General features: G+C 65.6%; 17 protein-coding genes. 7 read left to right on the forward strand and 10 right to left on the reverse strand.

Going from position 1 to position 17,998, the window contains the following annotated elements; all coding sequences use genetic code 11:
- The 8 genes from JQT59_RS34090 to JQT59_RS34125 all read right to left on the reverse strand — a co-directional run bounded on the left by JQT59_RS34090 (position 1) and on the right by JQT59_RS34125 (position 8,177).
- Positions 1 to 1,794, reverse strand: a complete 1,794-nt coding sequence (locus JQT59_RS34090; protein WP_213573973.1) for a nickel-dependent hydrogenase large subunit — start codon at positions 1,792 to 1,794, stop codon at positions 1 to 3.
- A gap of 29 nt (positions 1,795 to 1,823) precedes the next feature.
- Positions 1,824 to 2,879, reverse strand: a complete 1,056-nt coding sequence (locus JQT59_RS34095) for an NADH-quinone oxidoreductase subunit B family protein (RefSeq protein ID WP_213573975.1) — start codon at positions 2,877 to 2,879, stop codon at positions 1,824 to 1,826.
- Between the two features lie 150 nt (positions 2,880 to 3,029).
- Positions 3,030 to 3,857, reverse strand: coding sequence for a hydrogenase nickel incorporation protein HypB (gene hypB, locus JQT59_RS34100; RefSeq protein WP_213573977.1), 828 nt, complete (start codon positions 3,855 to 3,857; stop codon positions 3,030 to 3,032).
- A gap of 5 nt (positions 3,858 to 3,862) precedes the next feature.
- Positions 3,863 to 4,192: a hydrogenase maturation nickel metallochaperone HypA gene (gene hypA, locus JQT59_RS34105; RefSeq protein WP_109326702.1), complete on the reverse strand. Its 330-nt coding sequence runs from the start codon at positions 4,190 to 4,192 to the stop codon at positions 3,863 to 3,865.
- 91 nt (positions 4,193 to 4,283) lie between these two features.
- Positions 4,284 to 5,432: an acetyl-CoA C-acetyltransferase gene (locus JQT59_RS34110; protein WP_213573979.1), complete on the reverse strand. Its 1,149-nt coding sequence runs from the start codon at positions 5,430 to 5,432 to the stop codon at positions 4,284 to 4,286.
- A gap of 13 nt (positions 5,433 to 5,445) precedes the next feature.
- Positions 5,446 to 6,060, reverse strand: a complete 615-nt coding sequence (locus tag JQT59_RS34115) for a TetR/AcrR family transcriptional regulator (RefSeq protein ID WP_213578321.1) — start codon at positions 6,058 to 6,060, stop codon at positions 5,446 to 5,448.
- A gap of 99 nt (positions 6,061 to 6,159) precedes the next feature.
- Positions 6,160 to 6,960: an SDR family oxidoreductase gene (locus tag JQT59_RS34120; RefSeq protein ID WP_213573981.1), complete on the reverse strand. Its 801-nt coding sequence runs from the start codon at positions 6,958 to 6,960 to the stop codon at positions 6,160 to 6,162.
- Positions 6,957 to 8,177: an acyl-CoA dehydrogenase family protein gene (locus JQT59_RS34125; protein ID WP_213573982.1), complete on the reverse strand. Its 1,221-nt coding sequence runs from the start codon at positions 8,175 to 8,177 to the stop codon at positions 6,957 to 6,959. The genes JQT59_RS34120 and JQT59_RS34125 overlap by 4 nt, the downstream gene beginning before the upstream one ends.
- Before the next feature lie 48 nt (positions 8,178 to 8,225).
- Here JQT59_RS34125 and fadD3 point away from each other — a divergent pair, with 48 nt between their 5' ends.
- Genes fadD3 through JQT59_RS34150 form a run of 5 tightly spaced genes read left to right on the forward strand, consistent with a single transcriptional unit; the run spans position 8,226 to position 13,811 of the window.
- Positions 8,226 to 9,776 (forward strand): 3-[(3aS,4S,7aS)-7a-methyl-1,5-dioxo-octahydro-1H-inden-4-yl]propanoyl:CoA ligase, encoded by a 1,551-nt coding sequence (gene fadD3, locus JQT59_RS34130; protein WP_213573984.1) that lies wholly within the window; start codon positions 8,226 to 8,228, stop codon positions 9,774 to 9,776.
- Entirely contained in the window at positions 9,773 to 10,645 is an 873-nt protein-coding gene (locus JQT59_RS34135) for an enoyl-CoA hydratase (RefSeq protein WP_213573986.1), read from the forward strand. The genes fadD3 and JQT59_RS34135 overlap by 4 nt, the downstream gene beginning before the upstream one ends.
- Positions 10,646 to 11,806 carry an acyl-CoA dehydrogenase family protein gene (locus JQT59_RS34140; RefSeq protein ID WP_213573988.1) on the forward strand — a complete coding sequence of 387 codons (1,161 nt, stop codon included), beginning with the start codon at positions 10,646 to 10,648 and terminating at the stop codon, positions 11,804 to 11,806.
- Positions 11,803 to 12,771, forward strand: coding sequence for an acyl-CoA dehydrogenase family protein (locus JQT59_RS34145; protein ID WP_213573990.1), 969 nt, complete (start codon positions 11,803 to 11,805; stop codon positions 12,769 to 12,771). Before JQT59_RS34140 ends, JQT59_RS34145 begins: the two co-directional genes overlap by 4 nt.
- A complete protein-coding gene (locus JQT59_RS34150) occupies positions 12,768 to 13,811 on the forward strand; it encodes an acyl-CoA dehydrogenase family protein (protein WP_213573992.1) in 1,044 nt (347 codons plus the stop codon). Before JQT59_RS34145 ends, JQT59_RS34150 begins: the two co-directional genes overlap by 4 nt.
- Before the next feature lie 24 nt (positions 13,812 to 13,835).
- Here the strand turns inward: JQT59_RS34150 and JQT59_RS37415 are convergent, their stop codons facing one another.
- Positions 13,836 to 14,414 carry a cold-shock protein gene (locus JQT59_RS37415; RefSeq protein WP_249354026.1) on the reverse strand — a complete coding sequence of 193 codons (579 nt, stop codon included), beginning with the start codon at positions 14,412 to 14,414 and terminating at the stop codon, positions 13,836 to 13,838.
- Between the two features lie 86 nt (positions 14,415 to 14,500).
- On the opposite strand from JQT59_RS37415, the gene JQT59_RS34160 reads away from it, so the two are divergent.
- On the forward strand, positions 14,501 to 15,838 hold the full coding sequence (locus JQT59_RS34160) for an HNH endonuclease signature motif containing protein (protein WP_213573994.1): 1,338 nt from the start codon (positions 14,501 to 14,503) through the stop codon (positions 15,836 to 15,838).
- Between the two features lie 344 nt (positions 15,839 to 16,182).
- On the opposite strand, the gene JQT59_RS34165 is transcribed toward JQT59_RS34160, so the two are convergent.
- Positions 16,183 to 17,007 (reverse strand): HAD family hydrolase, encoded by an 825-nt coding sequence (locus tag JQT59_RS34165; RefSeq protein WP_213573996.1) that lies wholly within the window; start codon positions 17,005 to 17,007, stop codon positions 16,183 to 16,185.
- Between the two features lie 66 nt (positions 17,008 to 17,073).
- Between JQT59_RS34165 and JQT59_RS34170 the strand changes: the two genes are divergently transcribed.
- The gene (locus JQT59_RS34170) at positions 17,074 to 17,955 is read left to right on the forward strand and encodes an aldo/keto reductase (protein WP_213573998.1); all 882 of its coding nucleotides are present in this window, start codon (positions 17,074 to 17,076) and stop codon (positions 17,953 to 17,955) included.
- The last annotated feature ends 43 nt before the right edge of the window (positions 17,956 to 17,998 follow it).

Here is a 17,998-nt window from a genome sequence, read left to right on the forward strand (position 1 = left end):
TCACTCGCCGGTCACGGACTGGGTAGGCGAATGCAGCTTCTCCAGTGTCTTTCCCTCTCCCAGATACATGTGGACACCACAGGGCAGGCACGGATCGAAACTGCGGACGGTCCGCATGATGTCGATGCCTTTGAAGTGGTCCCGGTCATTCTCCTCGAAGATGGGCGACTTCTGCACCGCATCCTCGTAGGGGCCCGGTGTTCCGTAACTGTCCCGAGGATTCGCGTTCCACGGTGTCGGGGGGTACGGATGGTAGTTCGCGATCTTACCGTCCCGAATTACCATGTGGTGCGACAGAACTCCGCGCACAGCCTCCGTGAAGCCACATCCGATTCCCTCGTCGGGGACGTCGAACTTCTCCCACGTCTTGGTGTGCCCGGCCCGGATCTCGGCCAGCGCCTTCTCGGCGAAATGCAGGGCACACGCCGCCGCGTACGCCTGGAAGTAGGTCCTCGCACGATTGCGTTCGAGGGTGTTACTGCCGTGCCGCGGAATGTTCCACTCCAGCTCGACCGGACCCTTCAGCGCCGTCTTCGGCAGGTTGATCTTCACGCTGTGGCCCGTCGACTGCACGTAACCGATATCCACCAACTGCGCGAGAGCCGTACTCCAGAGTCGGGCGAGCGGACCACCACCGGTGTCGAGGGCGAGATAGTCCTTGCCGTCGTACCATCGCGGCGACATCACCCAGCTGTACTTCTCGTCCATGTCCCGCTTCTGCGGATGCGGGTTGGTGTGCTGATTCCAGGGATGCCGGCGATCGACCGTGTTACCCAGCGGGTCCTTCTCGACGAACATCTCCTGGTCGGTCCAGTCGTCGTAGTACGAGCTGCCCAGAAGGATGCGGATACCGAGGTTGATGTCCACGAGGGAGGTCGTCACCAGTTTGCCGTCCACCACGACACCCGGAGTGACGAACATGGACCGGCCCCAGTTCTCCATGTCCTTGTACTCGAAGTTGCACACAGCCGGATCCTGGAACGAGCCCCAGCAGCCGAGCAGAGTGCGACGGAGTCCGACGTTCTCATATCCCGGGATGGCCTCGTAGAAGAAGTCGAACAGATCGTCGTGCATGGGGACGACCTTCTTCATGAATTCGACGTAGCGCATCAGGCGGGACATGTAGTCGGTCATCAACTGGACGGTCGCCGACGTGCCCACACCTCCCGGATACAGCGTCGACGGGTGGACGTGCCGTCCTTCCATGAGGCAGAACATTTCTCGCGTCCAACGGCTGACCTGCAGCGCCTCGCGGTAGAACTCGCCGGTGAACGGGTTGAGCGATCGCATGATGTCGGCGATGGTCCGGTAACCGTGGTCGCCGGCGTGCGGCGCCGAAGTGTTCTCCGCCTGCGCGAGCACCCCGGGGTTCGTCTCCGAGACCATCTTCTCGCAGAAGTCCACACCGACCAGATTTTCCTGGAAGATGTTGTGGTCGAACATGTATTCCGCGGCTTCACCGAGGTTGACGATCCATTCGCCGATATGCGGCGGCTGCACGCCGTACGCCATGTTCTGGCAATAACACGAACACGTGGCGTGGTTGTCACCGCAGATACCGCAGATGCGGCTGGTGATGAAGTGGGCGTCGCGCGGATCCTTTCCTTTCATGAAGATCGAGTAACCGCGGAAAATCGAGGACGTGCTGTGGCACTCCACGACTTCCTTCTGCTTGAAGTCGATCTTCGTGTAGATACCCAGGCTGCCGACGATGCGTGTGATCGGATCCCACGCCATCTCCACCAAGCCATCGGTTTCCGTCTTGTGCGAAGGATCCGGAATGATCGTTGTCATCGACGTACCTCTCAGAGGCCCGAGCTGGGCTACCAGGTGCGAGTGGCGCCTGTGGTCAGTTTCGTGCCGCGGCTACGCCACTGCGGCTCTTTGTCCAAGGTGTTCTTGGTGATTCTGCGCAGACTGCGGATCGCGGAGCCGTACAGACCGGATGCGGTCGTGGACAGCCTTCCGCCGGGCGGCTCGTCCATGAATGGCATGAACTTGTCCGGGAATCCCGGCATCGTGCAACCGATGCAGATTCCGCCCACATTCGGGCAACCGCCCACACCGTTGATCCATCCGCGCTTGGGGACGTTGCATTTGACGACGGGACCCCAGCAGCCGAGCTTGACGATGCACTTGGGTGAGCCGTACTCGGTGGCGAAGTCACCCTGCTCGTAGTACCCGGCCCGGTCACAACCCTCATGGACCGTGCTCCCGAACAGCCACTGCGGACGCAGCGCGTCGTCGAGCGGAATCATCGGCGCCTGTTCGGTGGCCATGTACAGCAGATAGGTCAACGTCTCGGACAGATTGTCCGGCTGGATCGGGCAACCCGGTACACACACGATCGGAATGCCCGCCTTCGATTTCCAATCCCAGCCGAGGTAATCGGGGACGCCCATCGCTCCCGTCGGGTTGCCGGCCATCGCGTGGATACCGCCGTACGTCGCGCACGTACCGGCAGCCACGATTGCCGTCGCTTTGGGAGCCAGCCTGTCGAGCCACTCACTCGTCGTGACGGGCTGACCGGTCTCCGGGTTGTTGCCGAAACCGCACCAGTACCCCTCGTCGTGAAGTTGCTCATTGGGGATCGAACCCTCGACGACCAGTACGAAAGGTTCCAATTCGCCGCGGTCGGCCTTCCAGAACCACTCGATGAAGTCGTCGGCGCCACCCTCGGGCCCACATTCGAAGTCGATCAGCGGCCAGTGCACGGCCACCTTCGGCAGGCCCGGCAGAGCGCCGAGAGCGATTTCCTCGACACTGGGCTGAGTGGCAGCGGTCAAGGCCACCGAATCCCCGTCGCAGCTGAGCCCCGCGTTGATCCACAGCACGTGGATCAGGGTTTCCTCGGCTTTGATTGCTTCCTGTGTCGGCATAGCAGGTCGCTTTCCGGAACCGAACACGGCTCCTGTCGCCACCGGGGTCGACCGTCGGCCCACCTGTGTGACGCTATTCCCTATTTAGCTCCTTACGGCGTTCGCGTGTCAACGGCCCTCAGGCACATCGGGCCAGTTCAGCCATGACCGTTACTGCGCCGCGATCCAGTCGTACCACTGCTGCATGCCCTGCCCCGTGGTCGCGGACAAGGTGATCGCCTCGAGATGGGGGTTCACGGACCGGGCGTACTTCGTGCAGAGATCCACGTCGAAGTCGACGTACGGCAACAGGTCCGACTTGTTGACCACCACCAGATTCGCCGCAGCGAACATGTGCGGATATTTCAGCGGCTTGTCGGTGCCCTCGGTCACGGAGATCACCACCACCCGGGACCGCTCCCCGAGGTCGAACAGCGCCGGGCACACCAGGTTTCCCACGTTCTCGATGAACAACAACGAGTTCGGGCCGGGATCGAGCGCCGTCAGCGCATCGCGCATCATCTCCGCGTCCAGGTGACACCCCGCCCCCGTGTTCACCTGCACGACAGCGCAGCCCGTCGCCTCGATCCGGTTGGCGTCGAGCATCGTCTCCTGATCTCCCTCGATCACCGAGACCGGACGGTGTCCGCCGATGTCGGCGATGGTCCGCTCGAGCAAGGTGGTCTTCCCGGACCCGGGGGAACTCATCATGTTCAGCGCGAGCACGCCCCGTTCCGCCAGCCAGGCCCGGTTACGCTCCGCCGTCAGGTCGTTCTTGGCCAGCACCTTCTGCTCGAGGGTGACCGTCTGGTGCTCGTGCTCGTGGTCGTGCGGGTGCTCGTGGTCGTGGTCGTGCGGGTGCTCGTGCTCGTGGTCGTGCGGGTGCTCGTGGTCGTGGTCGTGCGGGTGCTCGTGGTCGTGGTCGTGCGGATGCTGATGGGTGTGGGGGCGGCTGACCCTGGTACCGGTGTCGTCGCCGCATCCGCAGGTGGCACACATACGCCTCAGCTCACTTCCATCGAGAGAATTCGTAATTCCCGGCCCGAGGTGACCTCGACATCGGCACTCCCACACGGACACAGCAACACCAGGTCGGTGAGCGAGAACGTGGTGCCGCACTCGCGGCACTGCGCGCTGCCCGGGGAGTGGTCGATGTCGAGTCGGGCACCATGCGCCACAGTCCCTTCCGTGACCAACTCGAAACAGAACTGCATCGAATCGGCGACCACCGCGGTCAGGGCGCCCACCTGAACCCGGACACTGTGAACGGTCCGTCCGGCGGCTTTCTCGCAGACGGCATCGACGACGCTCTGGGTGATTGCCAGTTCGTGCATCACGACCCCGCTTACGGACTCGTCACCTGTCCCTCGAGCGTAGCGCTTCGCGCCCGTGAGTACTTCTTAACCATGGGAGGTTAATAAGTACTCACAGTCGTTCGATGATGGTGGCGTTGGCGGTGCCGCCGCCCTCGCAGATGGTCTGCAGACCGTACCGGCCGCCGGTGCGCTCGAGTTCGTTGAGCAGTGTTGCCATCAGTTTGGTGCCGGTCGCGCCCAGCGGATGTCCCAGGGCGATCGCGCCGCCGTTCACGTTGACCTTCGCCGGGTCGGCACCAATTTCCTTGATCCACGCGAGCACCACCGGGGCGAAGGCCTCGTTGATTTCGACGAGGTCGATGTCGCCAATACTCAGGCCGGTCTTTTCCAACGCATAGCGCGTAGCCGGAATCGGCGCACTCAACATGAAGATCGGGTCCGCGCCGCGGGCACTGAGGTGATGGATGCGCGCACGTGGGGTCAATCCGTATCGCTCGACGGCCTCAGCGGACGCGAGGAGCACCGCGCTCGCGCCGTCGGAGATCTGACTCGCGACTGCGGCCGTCAACCGGCCACCCTCGGTGAGCGTCTTCAACGACGCCATCTTCTCGAGGCTCGTCTCACGCGGACCCTCGTCCGTCGTCACCTCCCCGAACGGGACGATCTCGCGGTCGAAGCGGCCCTCCGCAATCGCCGTCCGCGCGCGCTCGTGGCTCTGCAACGCCCAGCGCTCGAGTTCCTCCCGGCTGATGTCCCACTTGTCCGCAATCAACTCCGCGCCGCGGAACTGCGACACCTCCTGGTCGCCGTAGCGCTCCACCCACCCCGTCGACCCACCGAACGGGGTGTCGAATCCGTACTGCTGCCCCACCATCATCGCCGACGCGATCGGGATCTGGCTCATGTTCTGCACGCCGCCGGCGAGAATGAGGTCGGCGGTGCCGCTGAGGATCGCCTGTGCGCCGAAGTGCACGGCCTGCTGACTCGACCCGCACTGACGGTCGACGGTCACACCCGGAACCTCCTCCGGATATCCGGCCGCCAGCCACGCTGTCCGTGCGATGTTGCCCGCCTGGCCGCCGATCGCGTCAACGCACCCGAAGACGACGTCGTCGACGCCGGCAGGGTCGATGCCGGTGCGGTTGACGATCGCCTTGATGACGTGTGCACCCAGGTCTGCGGGGTGCACGCCTGACAGGCCACCGTTCTTCTTGCCGATCGGGGTCCGGACGGCGTCGACGATGTATGCCTCGGTCATGGAGAACTCCTAGTCAGATGGTTCTGGGGCTCGCGAGTCCGTCGAGGACGATCGAGAGGTACTGCTTGGCGACCGTGTCGACGGTCAGGGAGCCGCCGGGCCGGTACCAGCGCACGGCGACCCAGGCGGTGTCGCGCATGAAGCGGAAGGCGAGCTCGACGTCGATGTCGGGGCGGAAGCTGCCGTCCCGCACACCGGCCTCGAGCACACCGACCCACAGCTCGCGGAATTCGGTGTTCAGTTCCGCCAGATAGGCAAAGCGTTCGTTGGAGACGAGGTGCTTGACCTCGTCCTGGTAAATCGCCACCGCGGAATGGGACGTGTCGATCGCCTCGTACGAAGTGGTGACCAATGCCTCGAGGGTCGCGCGGCTACTGCGCCCGGACGCCACGATCTCGCGGTACTTGCCGAACAGGTCGTCGAGGAAGCCTCGTAGTATTTCGTCGACCATCGACTCCTTGGAGTCGAAGTGGTGGTAGAGGCTGCCCGACAAGATGCCGGCTGCGTCGGCGATGTCACGGACGGTGGTGGCCCGCAGACCACGCTCCGCGAACAGCTGGGCCGCGATCTCGAGCAGCTCGGCCCGGCGTCCGGTCTTGGACGTCTCGTCGATTCGGGGTGCAGTCATCATTCCATCCTATCAACCAAGCGCTTGCTAGGGCCTTCGGCCCTGTGAGTGGTTAACGAGTCCAGGCACTCGTCAACCACTCACGGGCGGCGGAGCCGCCTACGCCCTCTGCGACGACACCGACACGACCTCACCGGTGAGATATGTGGTGTAGTCGCTGGCGAGCATCGCGATGGTCGCGGCGATCTCCCACACCTCGGCGGCGCGTCCGAACGCCTCCCCCGACGCCAGCCTGTCGAGCAGTTCCTCGCTGGTGACCTTGGCGAGGAAGGCATGACGGGCGATGGACGGCGCGACAGCGTTGATCCGCACCCCGTACTCGGCGGCCTCGATGGCGCTGCACCGGGTCAGGGCCATGACCCCTGCCTTCGCGGCCGCATAGTGCGCCTGCGAGTGCTGCGCCCGCCAGCCGAGGACGGAGGCGTTGTTGACGAGCACTCCGTTGTGTTCGACTCCCTTGAAATAGCGCAGCGCCGCGCGGGTGGCCCGGAATGTTCCGTTCAGAGTGATGTCGAGGACGCGGTCCCACTCCTCGTCCGTCATGTCGACGAGAGGCGTCTCACCGCCGAGCCCGGCGTTGTTGACAAGGACATCGATCCGGCCCAGAACGTCGGCGGCCCCGGAGATCAGCGCGTCCACCTGTTCCGTGCTCGACACGTCACAGGCCAGCGCCTTCACCGTGCGTTCGGGAAATTCGGCGGCAAGCTTCTCCTGTGTCTCGCCCAGCCGGCGTTCGTGCCAGTCGGACACCAGCACGTCGGCGCCCTCGAGGAGGGCGCGGCGGGCGGATGCGAACCCGATGCCGGTGCCGGCCGCGGCGGTCACGACGACCTTCTTGCCCTTCAGCAGGTCGTGTCCCGGCGTCTCGACGGGCGCGGTGGCGAGTGGAGCAGTAGTCACGGTCGTGCCTCTCGGGGAAGTCCGAGCACGCGCTCGGAGATGATGTTGCGCTGGATCTCGTTGGATCCGCCGTAGATCGTGTCGGCGCGGGTGAACAGGAACACCCGCTGCCATTCGTCCAGTTCGAGATGTTCGGGGTCGGTGATGTCCGACGACGGTCCCGCGGGCGCCAGCAGCGATGCCGCACCCTGCACGTCCATCGCCAACTGGCCGAGGTCGCGATGCCAATTGGCCCACAACAACTTTGCGACCGACGCTTCGGGACCGGACGTGCCGGCGTCCACCGCGTCGAGGGTGCGCATCGCGTGCGCCCGCATGACCCGGAGCCCGACCCACGCCCGCGCAATCTTCTCCCGGATATTCGGATCGGAGGCTGCGCCGTTGGCACGCGCGAGGTCGACGATTCCCTGCAGTTCGCGGGCGAAGCCGATCTGCTGGCCGAGGGTGGAGACCCCGCGTTCGAAGGTGAGCAGGCCCATCGCGACCCGCCAGCCGTCACCCGGTTCGCCCACCACGAGATCCGCGTCGGTCACGGCGTCGTCGAAGAACACCTCGTTGAACTCGGACGTGCCGGTGAGCTGCTGAATCGGGCGCACGGTGACGCCTGGCTGATCGAGGGGGACGAGGAGGAAGCTGAGTCCGTGGTGGCGCTTCGAGCCCGGCTCGGTGCGGCACAGCACGAACGCCCACTGCGCCACGTGAGCGAGCGAGGTCCACACCTTCTGCCCGTTGATCACCCACCTGCCGCCCTCGAGCCGGGCCGTCGTCGCGACGTTGGCGAGGTCGGATCCGGCGCCCGGCTCGGAGTATCCCTGCGCCCACAGTTCGGTGACCGTCTTGATCCCGGGGAGGAAACGACGCTTCTGCTCCTCGGTGCCGAACGCGATCAGCGTCGGCCCGAGCAGTTCCTCGCCCACATGACTGACCCTCGCCGGGGCCCCCGACTTCGCGTACTCCTGGTGGAACGTCACCTGCTGGGCCAGGGTGGCCCCGCGGCCCCCGTACTCCGCAGGCCAGCCGAGGCAGGTCCACCCAGCGGCCGCGAGGTGGCGGTCCCAGGCGAGTCGTTCTTCGAAGAACTCGTGCTCGCTGCCGGGCCCACCCTTGCCCTCGAGGCGTGTGAAGTCGCCGGTCAGGTTCTCCGCCAGCCAGGTTCTCACGGTCTGGGCGAAGTCGTCGTCGGTGATCAGCCCGTCCGGGCTCTCGCTCTGGTCCACGTCTGTAAGATAACCTACCAAGCACTTGCTAGGTAGGTAGGGAGCGAAGTGACCGCACAACCGACAACCACTCCGGCCGCCGTGATCGCGGCCGCACACGACTTCGGCGAACGCGAAGCCGTGGCGGACGGCGACGTCCGTCTGACCTTCACACAGCTCCACGACCGTGTCCGCGATTTCGCCGCAGCGCTCTGCGCCCGCGGCGTACAGCCAGGTGAGCACGTCGCGATCTGGTCTCCCAATACGTTTCACTGGGTGATCGCGGCACTGGGGGTGCACTACGCGGGGGCGACGCTGGTCCCGATCAACACCCGCTACACCGCGACCGAGGCCCTCGACATCGTGGAGCGCACGAAGTCCGCCGCGCTGGTGGTCGCAGGCATGTTCCTCGGCACCGACCGGTACGCGACCCTGCGAGACGAGTCGAGCACCCTCGACCTGCCGACCGTGGTCCGCGTGCCCGTCGACGGAGGCGACCTCGAAAGACCCGGAGTCCTCGACTTCGACGACTTCCTCGCCCTCGCCACGGACGACACCCGGGCGGCGGCAGACAGGCGGGCCCGGGCCGTCGACGCCGAGGACATCGCGGATGTGATGTTCACGTCCGGGACCACGGGACGGAGCAAAGGTGTGCTGAGCGCACACCGGCAGGTGGTGGGGATCGCGCGGGCCTGGGCCGACTGTGCCGAGGTGACCGCCGACGACAACTACCTCGTCATCAACCCGTTCTTCCACACGTTCGGATACAAGGCGGGCATGCTCGTCTGCCTCCTCACCGGGGCGACCGTCGTGCCGATGGCCGTGTTCGACGTGCCCAAGGTGATGGCAACCGTGCACGACGAACACATCACCGTGTTGCCCGGTGCCCCCACGATCTTCCAGTCGATCCTCGACCACCCCGACCGCTCCCGCTACGACCTGTCGAGCCTGCGCATCGCGGTGACGGGCGCGGCAGCGGTCCCGGTGGCGCTCGTCGAACGCATGCAGTCCGAGTTGAGCTTCGAAGCAGTCCTTACGGCGTACGGCCAGACCGAGGCGGTGGTGATCACCATGTGCCGCACCGACGACGATCCCGTGACCGTCTCGACCACGTCCGGTCGGGCCATACCCGGTATGGAGGTGCGGATCGGCGAGCGCGGCGAAATTCTGGTGCGCGGGGAGAACGTCATGCTCGGCTATCTCGACGACCCCGAGGCAACGTCCCGCACCATCGAGCCGGACGGCTGGTTGCACACCGGTGACGTCGGGGTTCTCGACGAACGCGGGTACCTGGACATCACCGACCGCCTGAAGGACATGTACATCTCGGGCGGCTTCAACGTGTACCCGGCCGAGGTGGAGAACGCTCTGGCGCGCCTGGACGGCGTGGCCGAATCCGCCGTCATCGGTGTACCGGACGAGCGCATGGGCGAGGTCGGCCGGGCGTACGTCGTGACGAAACCGGGCACCTCCCTGACCGAGGACGACGTGATCGCCTTCGGCAAGAAGCACCTCGCGGGATTCAAGGTCCCCCGCACCGTGCGATTCGTCGACTCCCTGCCCCGGAACCCGTCCGGGAAAGTAATGAAGAACATCTTGCGTGAGGAGAAATCATCATGACGGTCCCCGACGAGGGTGACGTCGTCACCTACGACGTGCGCGACGGTGTGGCATTCGTGACGCTCAACCGTCCCGATTACCGGAACGCCCAGAACTCGGTGATGACGTACGCACTCGATGCCGCGTTCGAGCGGGCAGTCGAGGACGACGAGGTGAAGGTGATCGTCCTCGCCGGCAACGGAAAACACTTCAGCGCCGGACACGACATCGGCACACCGGGTCGCGACCATCACGTCCACTACGACAACAAGGCCGTGATGTGGTGGGACCACGTCGACAGGCCGGGTGGCGACCAGCGGTTCGCCCGGGAGATGGAGGTCTATCTCGGGATGTGCCGCCGTTGGCGCGAGATCCCGAAACCGACCATCGCGATGGTGCAGGGGGCCTGCATCGCGGGCGGTCTGATGCTGGCGTGGGTGTGTGACTTGATCGTGGCGTCCGAAGACGCGTTCTTCTCCGATCCGGTCGTACGTATGGGCATTCCCGGTGTCGAGTACTTCGCCCATCCGTGGATGATGAATCCGCGGTTCGCGAAGGAAATCCTCTACACCGGTGACCGATTCCCCGCACAACGCGCCTACGAGGTCGGCATGATCAACCGCGTGGTTCCGCGAGAGGACCTCGAGAAGGAAACCCTCGCGATCGCCGGACGGATCGCTGCCATGCCGCGATTCGGGCTCGCGCTCACGAAGAAGGCCGTCAACCAGTGCGAGGACCAGATGGGCATGCGGAACGGCATGGACTCCGTCTTCGGATTGCACCATTTCGCGCACGCGCACAATGCCGAGATCGACACGGATCCGCTCGGCGGAATGAACGCCAAGTCGATGGCGGAAAGCGCACGTAACTCGGAGAACGGGGCCAAGTAAGTGGATCTGGAGTACGACGACACCACTCTCGCGTTCCGCGACGAGGTACGAGCGTTCCTGAAGGACAACGTGCCGTCGCGCCCCCTGCCGTCGATGGACACGGCCGAGGGATTCGAGGCTCATCGGCAGTGGGAACGCACGCTCGCCGACGCCCGCCTGTCTGTGGTGTCGTGGCCGGAAGAGCTCGGCGGCCGCGACGCCTCACTGCTGGAGTGGGTGGTCTTCGAGGAGGAGTACTACCGCTCCGGCGCGCCCGGGCGGGTCAGCCAGAACGGCATCTTCCTGTTGGCGCCCACGCTGTTCGAGCATGCCAACGCGGAGCAGCTGGCACGCATCATGCCGCGCATGGCCCGGGCCGACGACATCTGGGCCCAGGCCTGGTCGGAACCGGAGTCGGGCAGTGACCTCGCCTCACTGCGTTCCACCGCTCGCCGCGTCGACGGCGGCTGGGTGCTGAACGGACAGAAGACGTGGAGTTCCCGAGCCACCTTCGCGGACTGGGGGTTCGGTCTGTTCCGGTCCGACCCCCACGCGCAGCGGCACAAGGGCATCACCTACTTCATGTTCGACCTCCGCTCCCCGGGTGTCACCGTGCGCCCGATCGACCAGCTCGACGGCGAACCCGGTTTCGCCGAGATCTTCCTCGAGGACGTCTTCGTCCCCGACGACCCGGCCCACCCGGGCGAGTCGGGCGTGATCGGCGGCGTCAACGAGGGCTGGCGCGTCGCGATGAGCACCGCGTCCAACGAGCGCGGTCTGTCCCTGCGCAGCCCCGGCCGGTTCCTTGCCACCGTCGACCGGCTGATCGAGCTGTTCGAGTCGACCGGCCGCACCGACGACACAGCGTTGCGTAACCGCGTCGCGGACGCCTGGATCGGGGCCCGCGCCTATCAGCTCAACACCTTCGGCACGGTGACTCGTCTCGCCGAAGGCGGGCAACTGGGCGCCGAGTCGTCGATCAACAAGGTGTTCTGGTCGGAGTGGGACATCGCCACCCACGAGACCGCCCTCGAACTGCAGGGGGCCTCGGCCGAGCTCGCCGACAACTGGATGGACGGTTACCTGTTCTCCCTGTCGGGTCCGATCTACGCCGGCACCAACGAAATTCAGAAGAACGTGATCGCCGAGCGGCTGCTCGGCCTACCCAAGGCGGATAAATGAGATTCGCGCTCGACTCCTCCCAGCAGGACTTCGCATCCAGTATCGATGCGCTGCTGTCGAAGTCAGATATGCCGGCGGTGATCCGATCCTGGAACCGCGGTGACACGGAACCCGGCCGGAAGGTGTGGCAGCGTCTGGCCGAGATCGGGATCAACGGGTTGCTGATCGGTGAGGAGCACGACGGTCTGGGCGCAGACGCCGTCGATCTCGTCGTCGCCGTGGAGCAGCTGGGGCGCCACGCCGTGCCCGGCCCGGTGGCCGAGACCATCGCTGTGGCACCGCAATTACTCGCACAGGCCGCAACCGGGCGCCTGTCCGCCCTCGCCGAAGGCTCTCTGGCTACCGTGGCCTCTCCCCCACACGTGCCGTTCGCCGTCGATGCGGACACCGCGGATCTCGTGCTCCTCGTCGAGGACGCGTCACTTCACCTCGGTGATCCGGGAGTGGTGCAGGACTCTGTCGACCAGTCCCGCCGCCTCTTTCCCGTGACCGCCGGACAACGCCTGGGCGCGGTCGAGTTTGTGCCCGCCTTCGATCTGGGCGCGCTCGCAACCGCGGCGCAGCTGCAGGGACTCGGACACACCCTGCTCGAGATGACCACCGATTACGCCAAGCAGCGCAAGCAGTTCGGCAAGGTGATCGGGCAGTTCCAGGCCATCAAACATCACCTCGCGGAAGTGGCCGTCGGGCTGGAGATGTCCCGGCCGCTGCTGCACGGCGCGGCGCTGTCGGTTCGGGACGGCTCCCTCGACGCCCCTCGCGACGTCTCCGCCGCCAAGGTGGCCTGCGGTGACGCCGCCTACCGGGCGGCGCGCGTGGCGCTGCAGGTGCACGGCGCCATCGGCTATACCCAGGAACACGATCTGTCGCTGTGGCTTACCAAAGTCCGGGCACTCGTCACCGCTTGGGGCACACCATCGTTCCACCGCGGTCGCGTAGTCGATTCCCTCGTGGGTGCGTCATGAGCTTCGACAACGACGAGCGGGCCGACCTCCGGGCATCCGTACGCAACCTGCTGTCCAAGCATTCCGACTCAGCCGCCGTCCGCCGCGCTATCACTACCGAGCACGGCTACGACGAGGCCCTCTGGGCACGGCTGTGCGAGCAGATCGGCGTCGCGGCACTGGCCATCCCGGAGAAGTACGACGGCGTCGGCGCCTCCCTGCTCGAAGTGCATGTGGTGCAGGAAGAACTGGGGCGGACGCTCACACCGTCACCGATGCTGGGCAGTGCCGTCCTCGCCGCGCAGACCCTACTGCTGTCGGGCGACGACGATGCCTGCGGCCGGCTACTCCCGGCTGTTGCCGCGGGTTCGGTGGCTGCATTGTGCTGGGCAGGTTCCGAAGGCTGGTTCCGTTTCGGGGTCACCGCGGCGGGCGAGACCCTCTCGGGTACGGCGCAGTACGTCCTCGGCGGCGACGTCGCCGACGTGCTGCTCGTCCTCACGGACGACGGCCTGTTCGAAGTTTCGGCGACGGCGGACGGTGTGACCCGACGACGGGTACCCACGATGGATCCGACGCGGACCCTGGCCGAGGTGACCTTCGACGACGTGGCCGCACGCCGGCTGGTGTCGTCACCCGACCTCGTCGACAGCATCCGTACCGTCGCGTTGATCGCCCTGTCGGCGGAACAAGTCGGCGCGGCGTCCGCGGTGTTGGAACAGACGGTCGAATACACGAAGTCGCGCAAGCAGTTCGGGCGGGCCATCGGGTCGTTCCAGGCGCTCAAGCACCGCATGGCCGACATGTACGCGTTGGTCGAGACGGCCCGGTCGATGTCGTACGCCGCGGCGCTGTCGGGCACGCACGAGGACGCCGTCATCGCCAAGGTGTACTGCTCCGAGGCGCTGCAGTCGGTGGCAGCCGAGGCCATCCAACTCCACGGGGGCATCGCGATCACCTGGGAGCACGACGCCCAGCTCTACTTCAAACGCGCCCACGGCAGCGCCCAGCTCTTCGGGCAGCCTCGGGACTATCTGCGGCAGTTGAATTCTGAGGATTGACGACGAGGGAAGTAGCGAGCAGATCTATTCTGCTTTCCGAACGTCCAGAGCGCGGTGGTGGTAGCCGTCCTGCGTCCCGCTGACCACTCTCTCGGGCTCGAAGGTGACATGCTGTCCTGGCGTCAGCGAACGGAAGCCTGCGCCGGCGACGTTGCTGAAATGCGTCCACGCGCCACCGGGGGTTGCGTCGGAATCGATCACACCCCAGCCCTCTTCGTCGTTCCAGGTGCGCACAATACCGGTGGTTCTCTCGGCATGTACGCGTGGCGGCACGGGAGGGAAGTCCGCTTCGGTCATCTCCCTCCCCGTGCCATCGGGAAAGGTGATCCACGCCCTGGTCGAGAACGGGCTGTCCGATCGCGGCGCGACGTACGGTTCGCTGCCCACGGGCCACGCGCGAATCGTGTAGAAATCGCACCCCAGCATGGGGCTGTCGAGTACGTCCCACTCGAACTCCACCTGCTGGCCCTCGCGAAGTGCGGGGAAGCCCTCGACCGCCACGCTGTGGAACAACGTCCAGCATCCACCCGGCGTCTCGTCGGAATCGATGATGCCCTGCATCCTCCCGATGTCCCAGCTACGGACCACCCCGGTAGTTGCCATGCCGCCATTGTCCGCTTGACGACGACGCGGTTGGGCGGTATCGGCAAGCCATTGACTCGAACACGCGTTCGAAGTAGGATTTCGACATGGGGATCGGGGAGGATATCCAGGGGGCGTTGCCGGACGAGACACTGGCGTCGGACGAGATTCTGGCGACTGCGGTCGGTGATGCGTGGCGTCTGGCCGAGGCCGAGTTGCTCGCATCGGTGGTTGCCGTGTCGGAGGAGATTCAGCGACTCGAGGCTTTGCGGGTCAGACTGGTCGGTGCCGTCGACCACCGCTGCAAGGTCGATGTGCTGGGATTTCCGAACACCAAGATGTGGCTGGCCTCCAAGACATTGCTCGAGGTCGGTGCGGCGGGACGAATCGTAATGTTGGGACGAGGTTTACGTTCCCAACCGGAAATCGCGGACGCATACTTCGACACCACTATATCGGCGGAGCACGCCGCACTGATCATGAAATTCTGCGAGAGGCCGCCCCAAGGCATGCCAGTCGAAGCGATGGGCGACTGCCGAGACGCGTTGCTGTTCGCGGCGAGCGGTCCTACCGCCAACACCGACGCCGTGCGTGCCGTCATCGCTCGACTCGAACGCGCCTTCGAATCCGACGACCCGCCGCCCGCCGAAGACACCGAACTCAACGAATTCCACGCCTCCAGAACACTCAACGGACGCGTCGCCGTCAAAGGCGACCTCGACGCCGTCACCGGCGAAATGCTGCTCTCCGCGCTCTCCGGACTCTCCAAGCCGCGACCCGCGCAGGACGGAACCACCGACAACCGCACCCCCGGACAGCGCAGGGCCGACGGGTTCACCGAACTGCTGCGCCGGTACCTCAACGCCGGAATCGCCGGCGAAGAAGGCGGAGAACGACCCCACGTCTCCCTCCACATCAACGTCAAAGACCTCGCCGACCACGCCGACCACGCCGGCGCAGAAGATCAGCGCGGCGCCTGCGCGACCGACGCGTCGCTGTTCGCCGTCGACGGGGTCGCGTGGACCGAGTGGATGGGACCGCTGAGCCTGCGAGCGGCTCGGCTCCTCAGCTGCGACTCGATCTACACGCCGATCGTCCTCGACGACCACGGCGCGCCACTCGACCTCGGCACCACCACCCGGACAGTGACCAAACGACAACGAAAAGCGCTGGTCGCGAGAGACCGAGGATGCGCATTTCCCGGATGCGGTGCGCCACCCTCATGGTGCGAAGGCCACCACATCGTCCACTGGTCCACAGGTGGGCCCTCCGACATGGACAACCTGGTGCTGCTCTGCGGGTTCCATCACCGACTGCTCCACCACAGCGACTGGGAAATCGAAATGGGAGCAGACCGGCACCCCGCCTTCATCCCACCCCGGCAAGTCGACTGGAAACGCACACCCATACCCGCGCACCACCAGGCCCGACCCCGAGCTGCCTGACCCCCAGGCGCGACACACACTTTGCCGACCCTGCACCAGGACCACTCCTGTTGCAGAGCCGGCATGCCGTCATGCCAAGCGTCAAGTGCCGAGCGCCCAGGCCAGACGTCAGCGAACCGCGTTGTGGTTCTCTTCGAAACAGCCGATTTACCAAGTGGAATCCGGTGCGGTTTCGACCAGGAGTCCAACCACGATCTACGGGTCGGCTACTCGAGCTCACTCGAGTAGCCGACCTTGCGCAGATCGTCTTCTTCTCGGCTTCGAACTAGAAGGTGTTGACGTCGTAGAGCCCGAGGAAACAAACAGCCAGTCCGTCCATCGAAGACGGTGGACTCGTTAACCACTCACGGGCGCGAAGCGCCTACCAGCTCCTCCAGGTACGTGGCGACGGCGTCCTGGTCGTTGCTCGGCAGCACACGGTCGGCCAGCGCCTGGACCTCGGCTATGGCGTTAGACGGGCACAGTGCCGTCCCTGCCCAGGCCAGCATGGGCAGGTCGTTGATCGCATCACCCACGACGGCCACCTCGGACGCTCCGATTCCGTCGACGGCGCACAGTTCGGCGAGTGCACTGGCCTTCGACACACCCGATGCGGCCATTTCGACGTACGGCGCGCCGGAATGTGTCAGCTCGACACCGTCGACGCCGGCGGACAGCGCCGTCCGATACAGGTCCGAACTCGACACCTCCGGGTGTCGGGCGACGATCTTGACCATCGGCTCGTCCAGGTCGGGCAGCAGCTCGGACAGCGACATGTCGTGGGGGTGCCGGTGGTGGTCGGCGAAGTCGCACAGCGCGGCATACGCCGGCTCGGCGACGAAGCGGGTGGGTCCCACGTTCGCGAACACAACCCCCGGCAGCAGCGTCCGCACCCTGCTCATTGCGGCCGACGCTGAGGCCATCGCGATCGACGTCGTGGCCGTCACCACGGGGGTGCCGTCGGCGAGGTCGAGGACCACGGCGCCGTTGGCACAGATAGCCCGGCCACGAAATCCGCACGACTGCGCCAGTTCGTGCACCGAGTGGCGGGCCCGGGCGGTTGCCCAGACGATCTCGATTCCGGACTGCTGTGCCGTCGCCATCGCGTGTGCGGTGCGGGACGAGATCACGCGGTCCGAGCGCAACAGGGTACCGTCGAGGTCGGTCGCGAGGAGCCGGATTTGCGTCACCCCCGCATGATGCCAGGCCGGGCTTGTTGCGCGCCGGACACCGTCACAGTCGATAGCCTGGACACCATGAGTCCTCGAGTACCGCACATCGTGCTGAATTCCGGAACCACCATCCCGCAGCTCGGCCTGGGAGTATGGCAGGCCACCAACGACGAGACCGAACACGCTGTCCGGTTCGCCATCGACGAGGCGGGCTACCGACACATCGACACTGCCGCCGCATACGGCAACGAGGAGGGGGTCGGGCGCGGAATCTCCGGCTCGGGCGTCGACCGGGAAGATATTTTCCTCACCACCAAGCTGTGGAACTCCGACCAGGGCTACGAGCCGGCGCTGAAGGCTTTCGACGCCAGCCTCGGCCGGCTCGGCCTCGACTACGTCGACCTCTACCTCATCCACTGGCCGCTCCAGGACGACGACCGCATCCTGCGCACCTGGGATGCGATGGAGAAGATCGCCGAATCGGGGAAGGCCAAGGCAATCGGGGTGTGCAACTTCGAGCCACGACATCTGCAGCTGCTGGTCGATCGGGGTGGTGTCGTACCCGCCGTCGATCAGGTGGAGCTGCATCCCCATCTCGCGCAGCTGGACATCCGCAAGTACGGCGCCGAGCACGGCATCGCGGTGGAGTCGTGGAGCCCGCTGGGTGGCACCAGCAACTCCGGTTGGGGTAGCGACTCGAAACCCAACACGCTCCTCACCGACCCGATCATCACCCGGATCGGCGACCGGCACAGCAAGACTGCGGCGCAAGTCCTGATCCGTTGGCATCTGCAGAACGGGCTGATAGTCATCCCGAAGTCGGTGCACGACGCACGCATCGCCGAGAACATCGACGTCTTCGACTTCGAGCTCACCGATCAGGACCTCAGCGAGATCGAGACGATGGACGACGGCACACGCGTCGGCGCCCACCCGGACGAGCTCAACATCGGCGCCCCGGAGTAGGCGGCTCCGCCGCCCGTGAGTGGTTAACGAGTCCAGAGACTCG

Origin of the sequence: Rhodococcus sp. USK13, from assembly GCF_018343855.1 — a bacterium.
Lineage (GTDB): Bacteria > Actinomycetota > Actinomycetes > Mycobacteriales > Mycobacteriaceae > Rhodococcus_F > Rhodococcus_F oxybenzonivorans.

Bases quoted from the DNA above. Each gene is read 5' to 3' on its own strand.
- JQT59_RS34090 (WP_213573973.1), bottom strand. From the start codon at position 1,794: ATGACAACGATCATTCCGGATCCTTCGCACAAGACGGAAACCGATGGC.
- JQT59_RS34095 (WP_213573975.1), bottom strand. From the start codon at position 2,879: ATGCCGACACAGGAAGCAATCAAAGCCGAGGAAACCCTGATCCACGTG.
- hypB (WP_213573977.1), bottom strand. From the start codon at position 3,857: ATGTGTGCCACCTGCGGATGCGGCGACGACACCGGTACCAGGGTCAGC.
- hypA (WP_109326702.1), bottom strand. From the start codon at position 4,192: ATGCACGAACTGGCAATCACCCAGAGCGTCGTCGATGCCGTCTGCGAG.
- JQT59_RS34110 (WP_213573979.1), bottom strand. From the start codon at position 5,432: ATGACCGAGGCATACATCGTCGACGCCGTCCGGACCCCGATCGGCAAG.
- JQT59_RS34115 (WP_213578321.1), bottom strand. From the start codon at position 6,060: ATGACTGCACCCCGAATCGACGAGACGTCCAAGACCGGACGCCGGGCC.
- JQT59_RS34135 (WP_213573986.1), top strand. From the start codon at position 9,773: ATGACGGTCCCCGACGAGGGTGACGTCGTCACCTACGACGTGCGCGAC.
- JQT59_RS34145 (WP_213573990.1), top strand. From the start codon at position 11,803: ATGAGATTCGCGCTCGACTCCTCCCAGCAGGACTTCGCATCCAGTATC.
- JQT59_RS34150 (WP_213573992.1), top strand. From the start codon at position 12,768: ATGAGCTTCGACAACGACGAGCGGGCCGACCTCCGGGCATCCGTACGC.
- JQT59_RS37415 (WP_249354026.1), bottom strand. From the start codon at position 14,414: ATGGCAACTACCGGGGTGGTCCGTAGCTGGGACATCGGGAGGATGCAG.
- JQT59_RS34160 (WP_213573994.1), top strand. From the start codon at position 14,501: ATGGGGATCGGGGAGGATATCCAGGGGGCGTTGCCGGACGAGACACTG.
- JQT59_RS34170 (WP_213573998.1), top strand. From the start codon at position 17,074: ATGAGTCCTCGAGTACCGCACATCGTGCTGAATTCCGGAACCACCATC.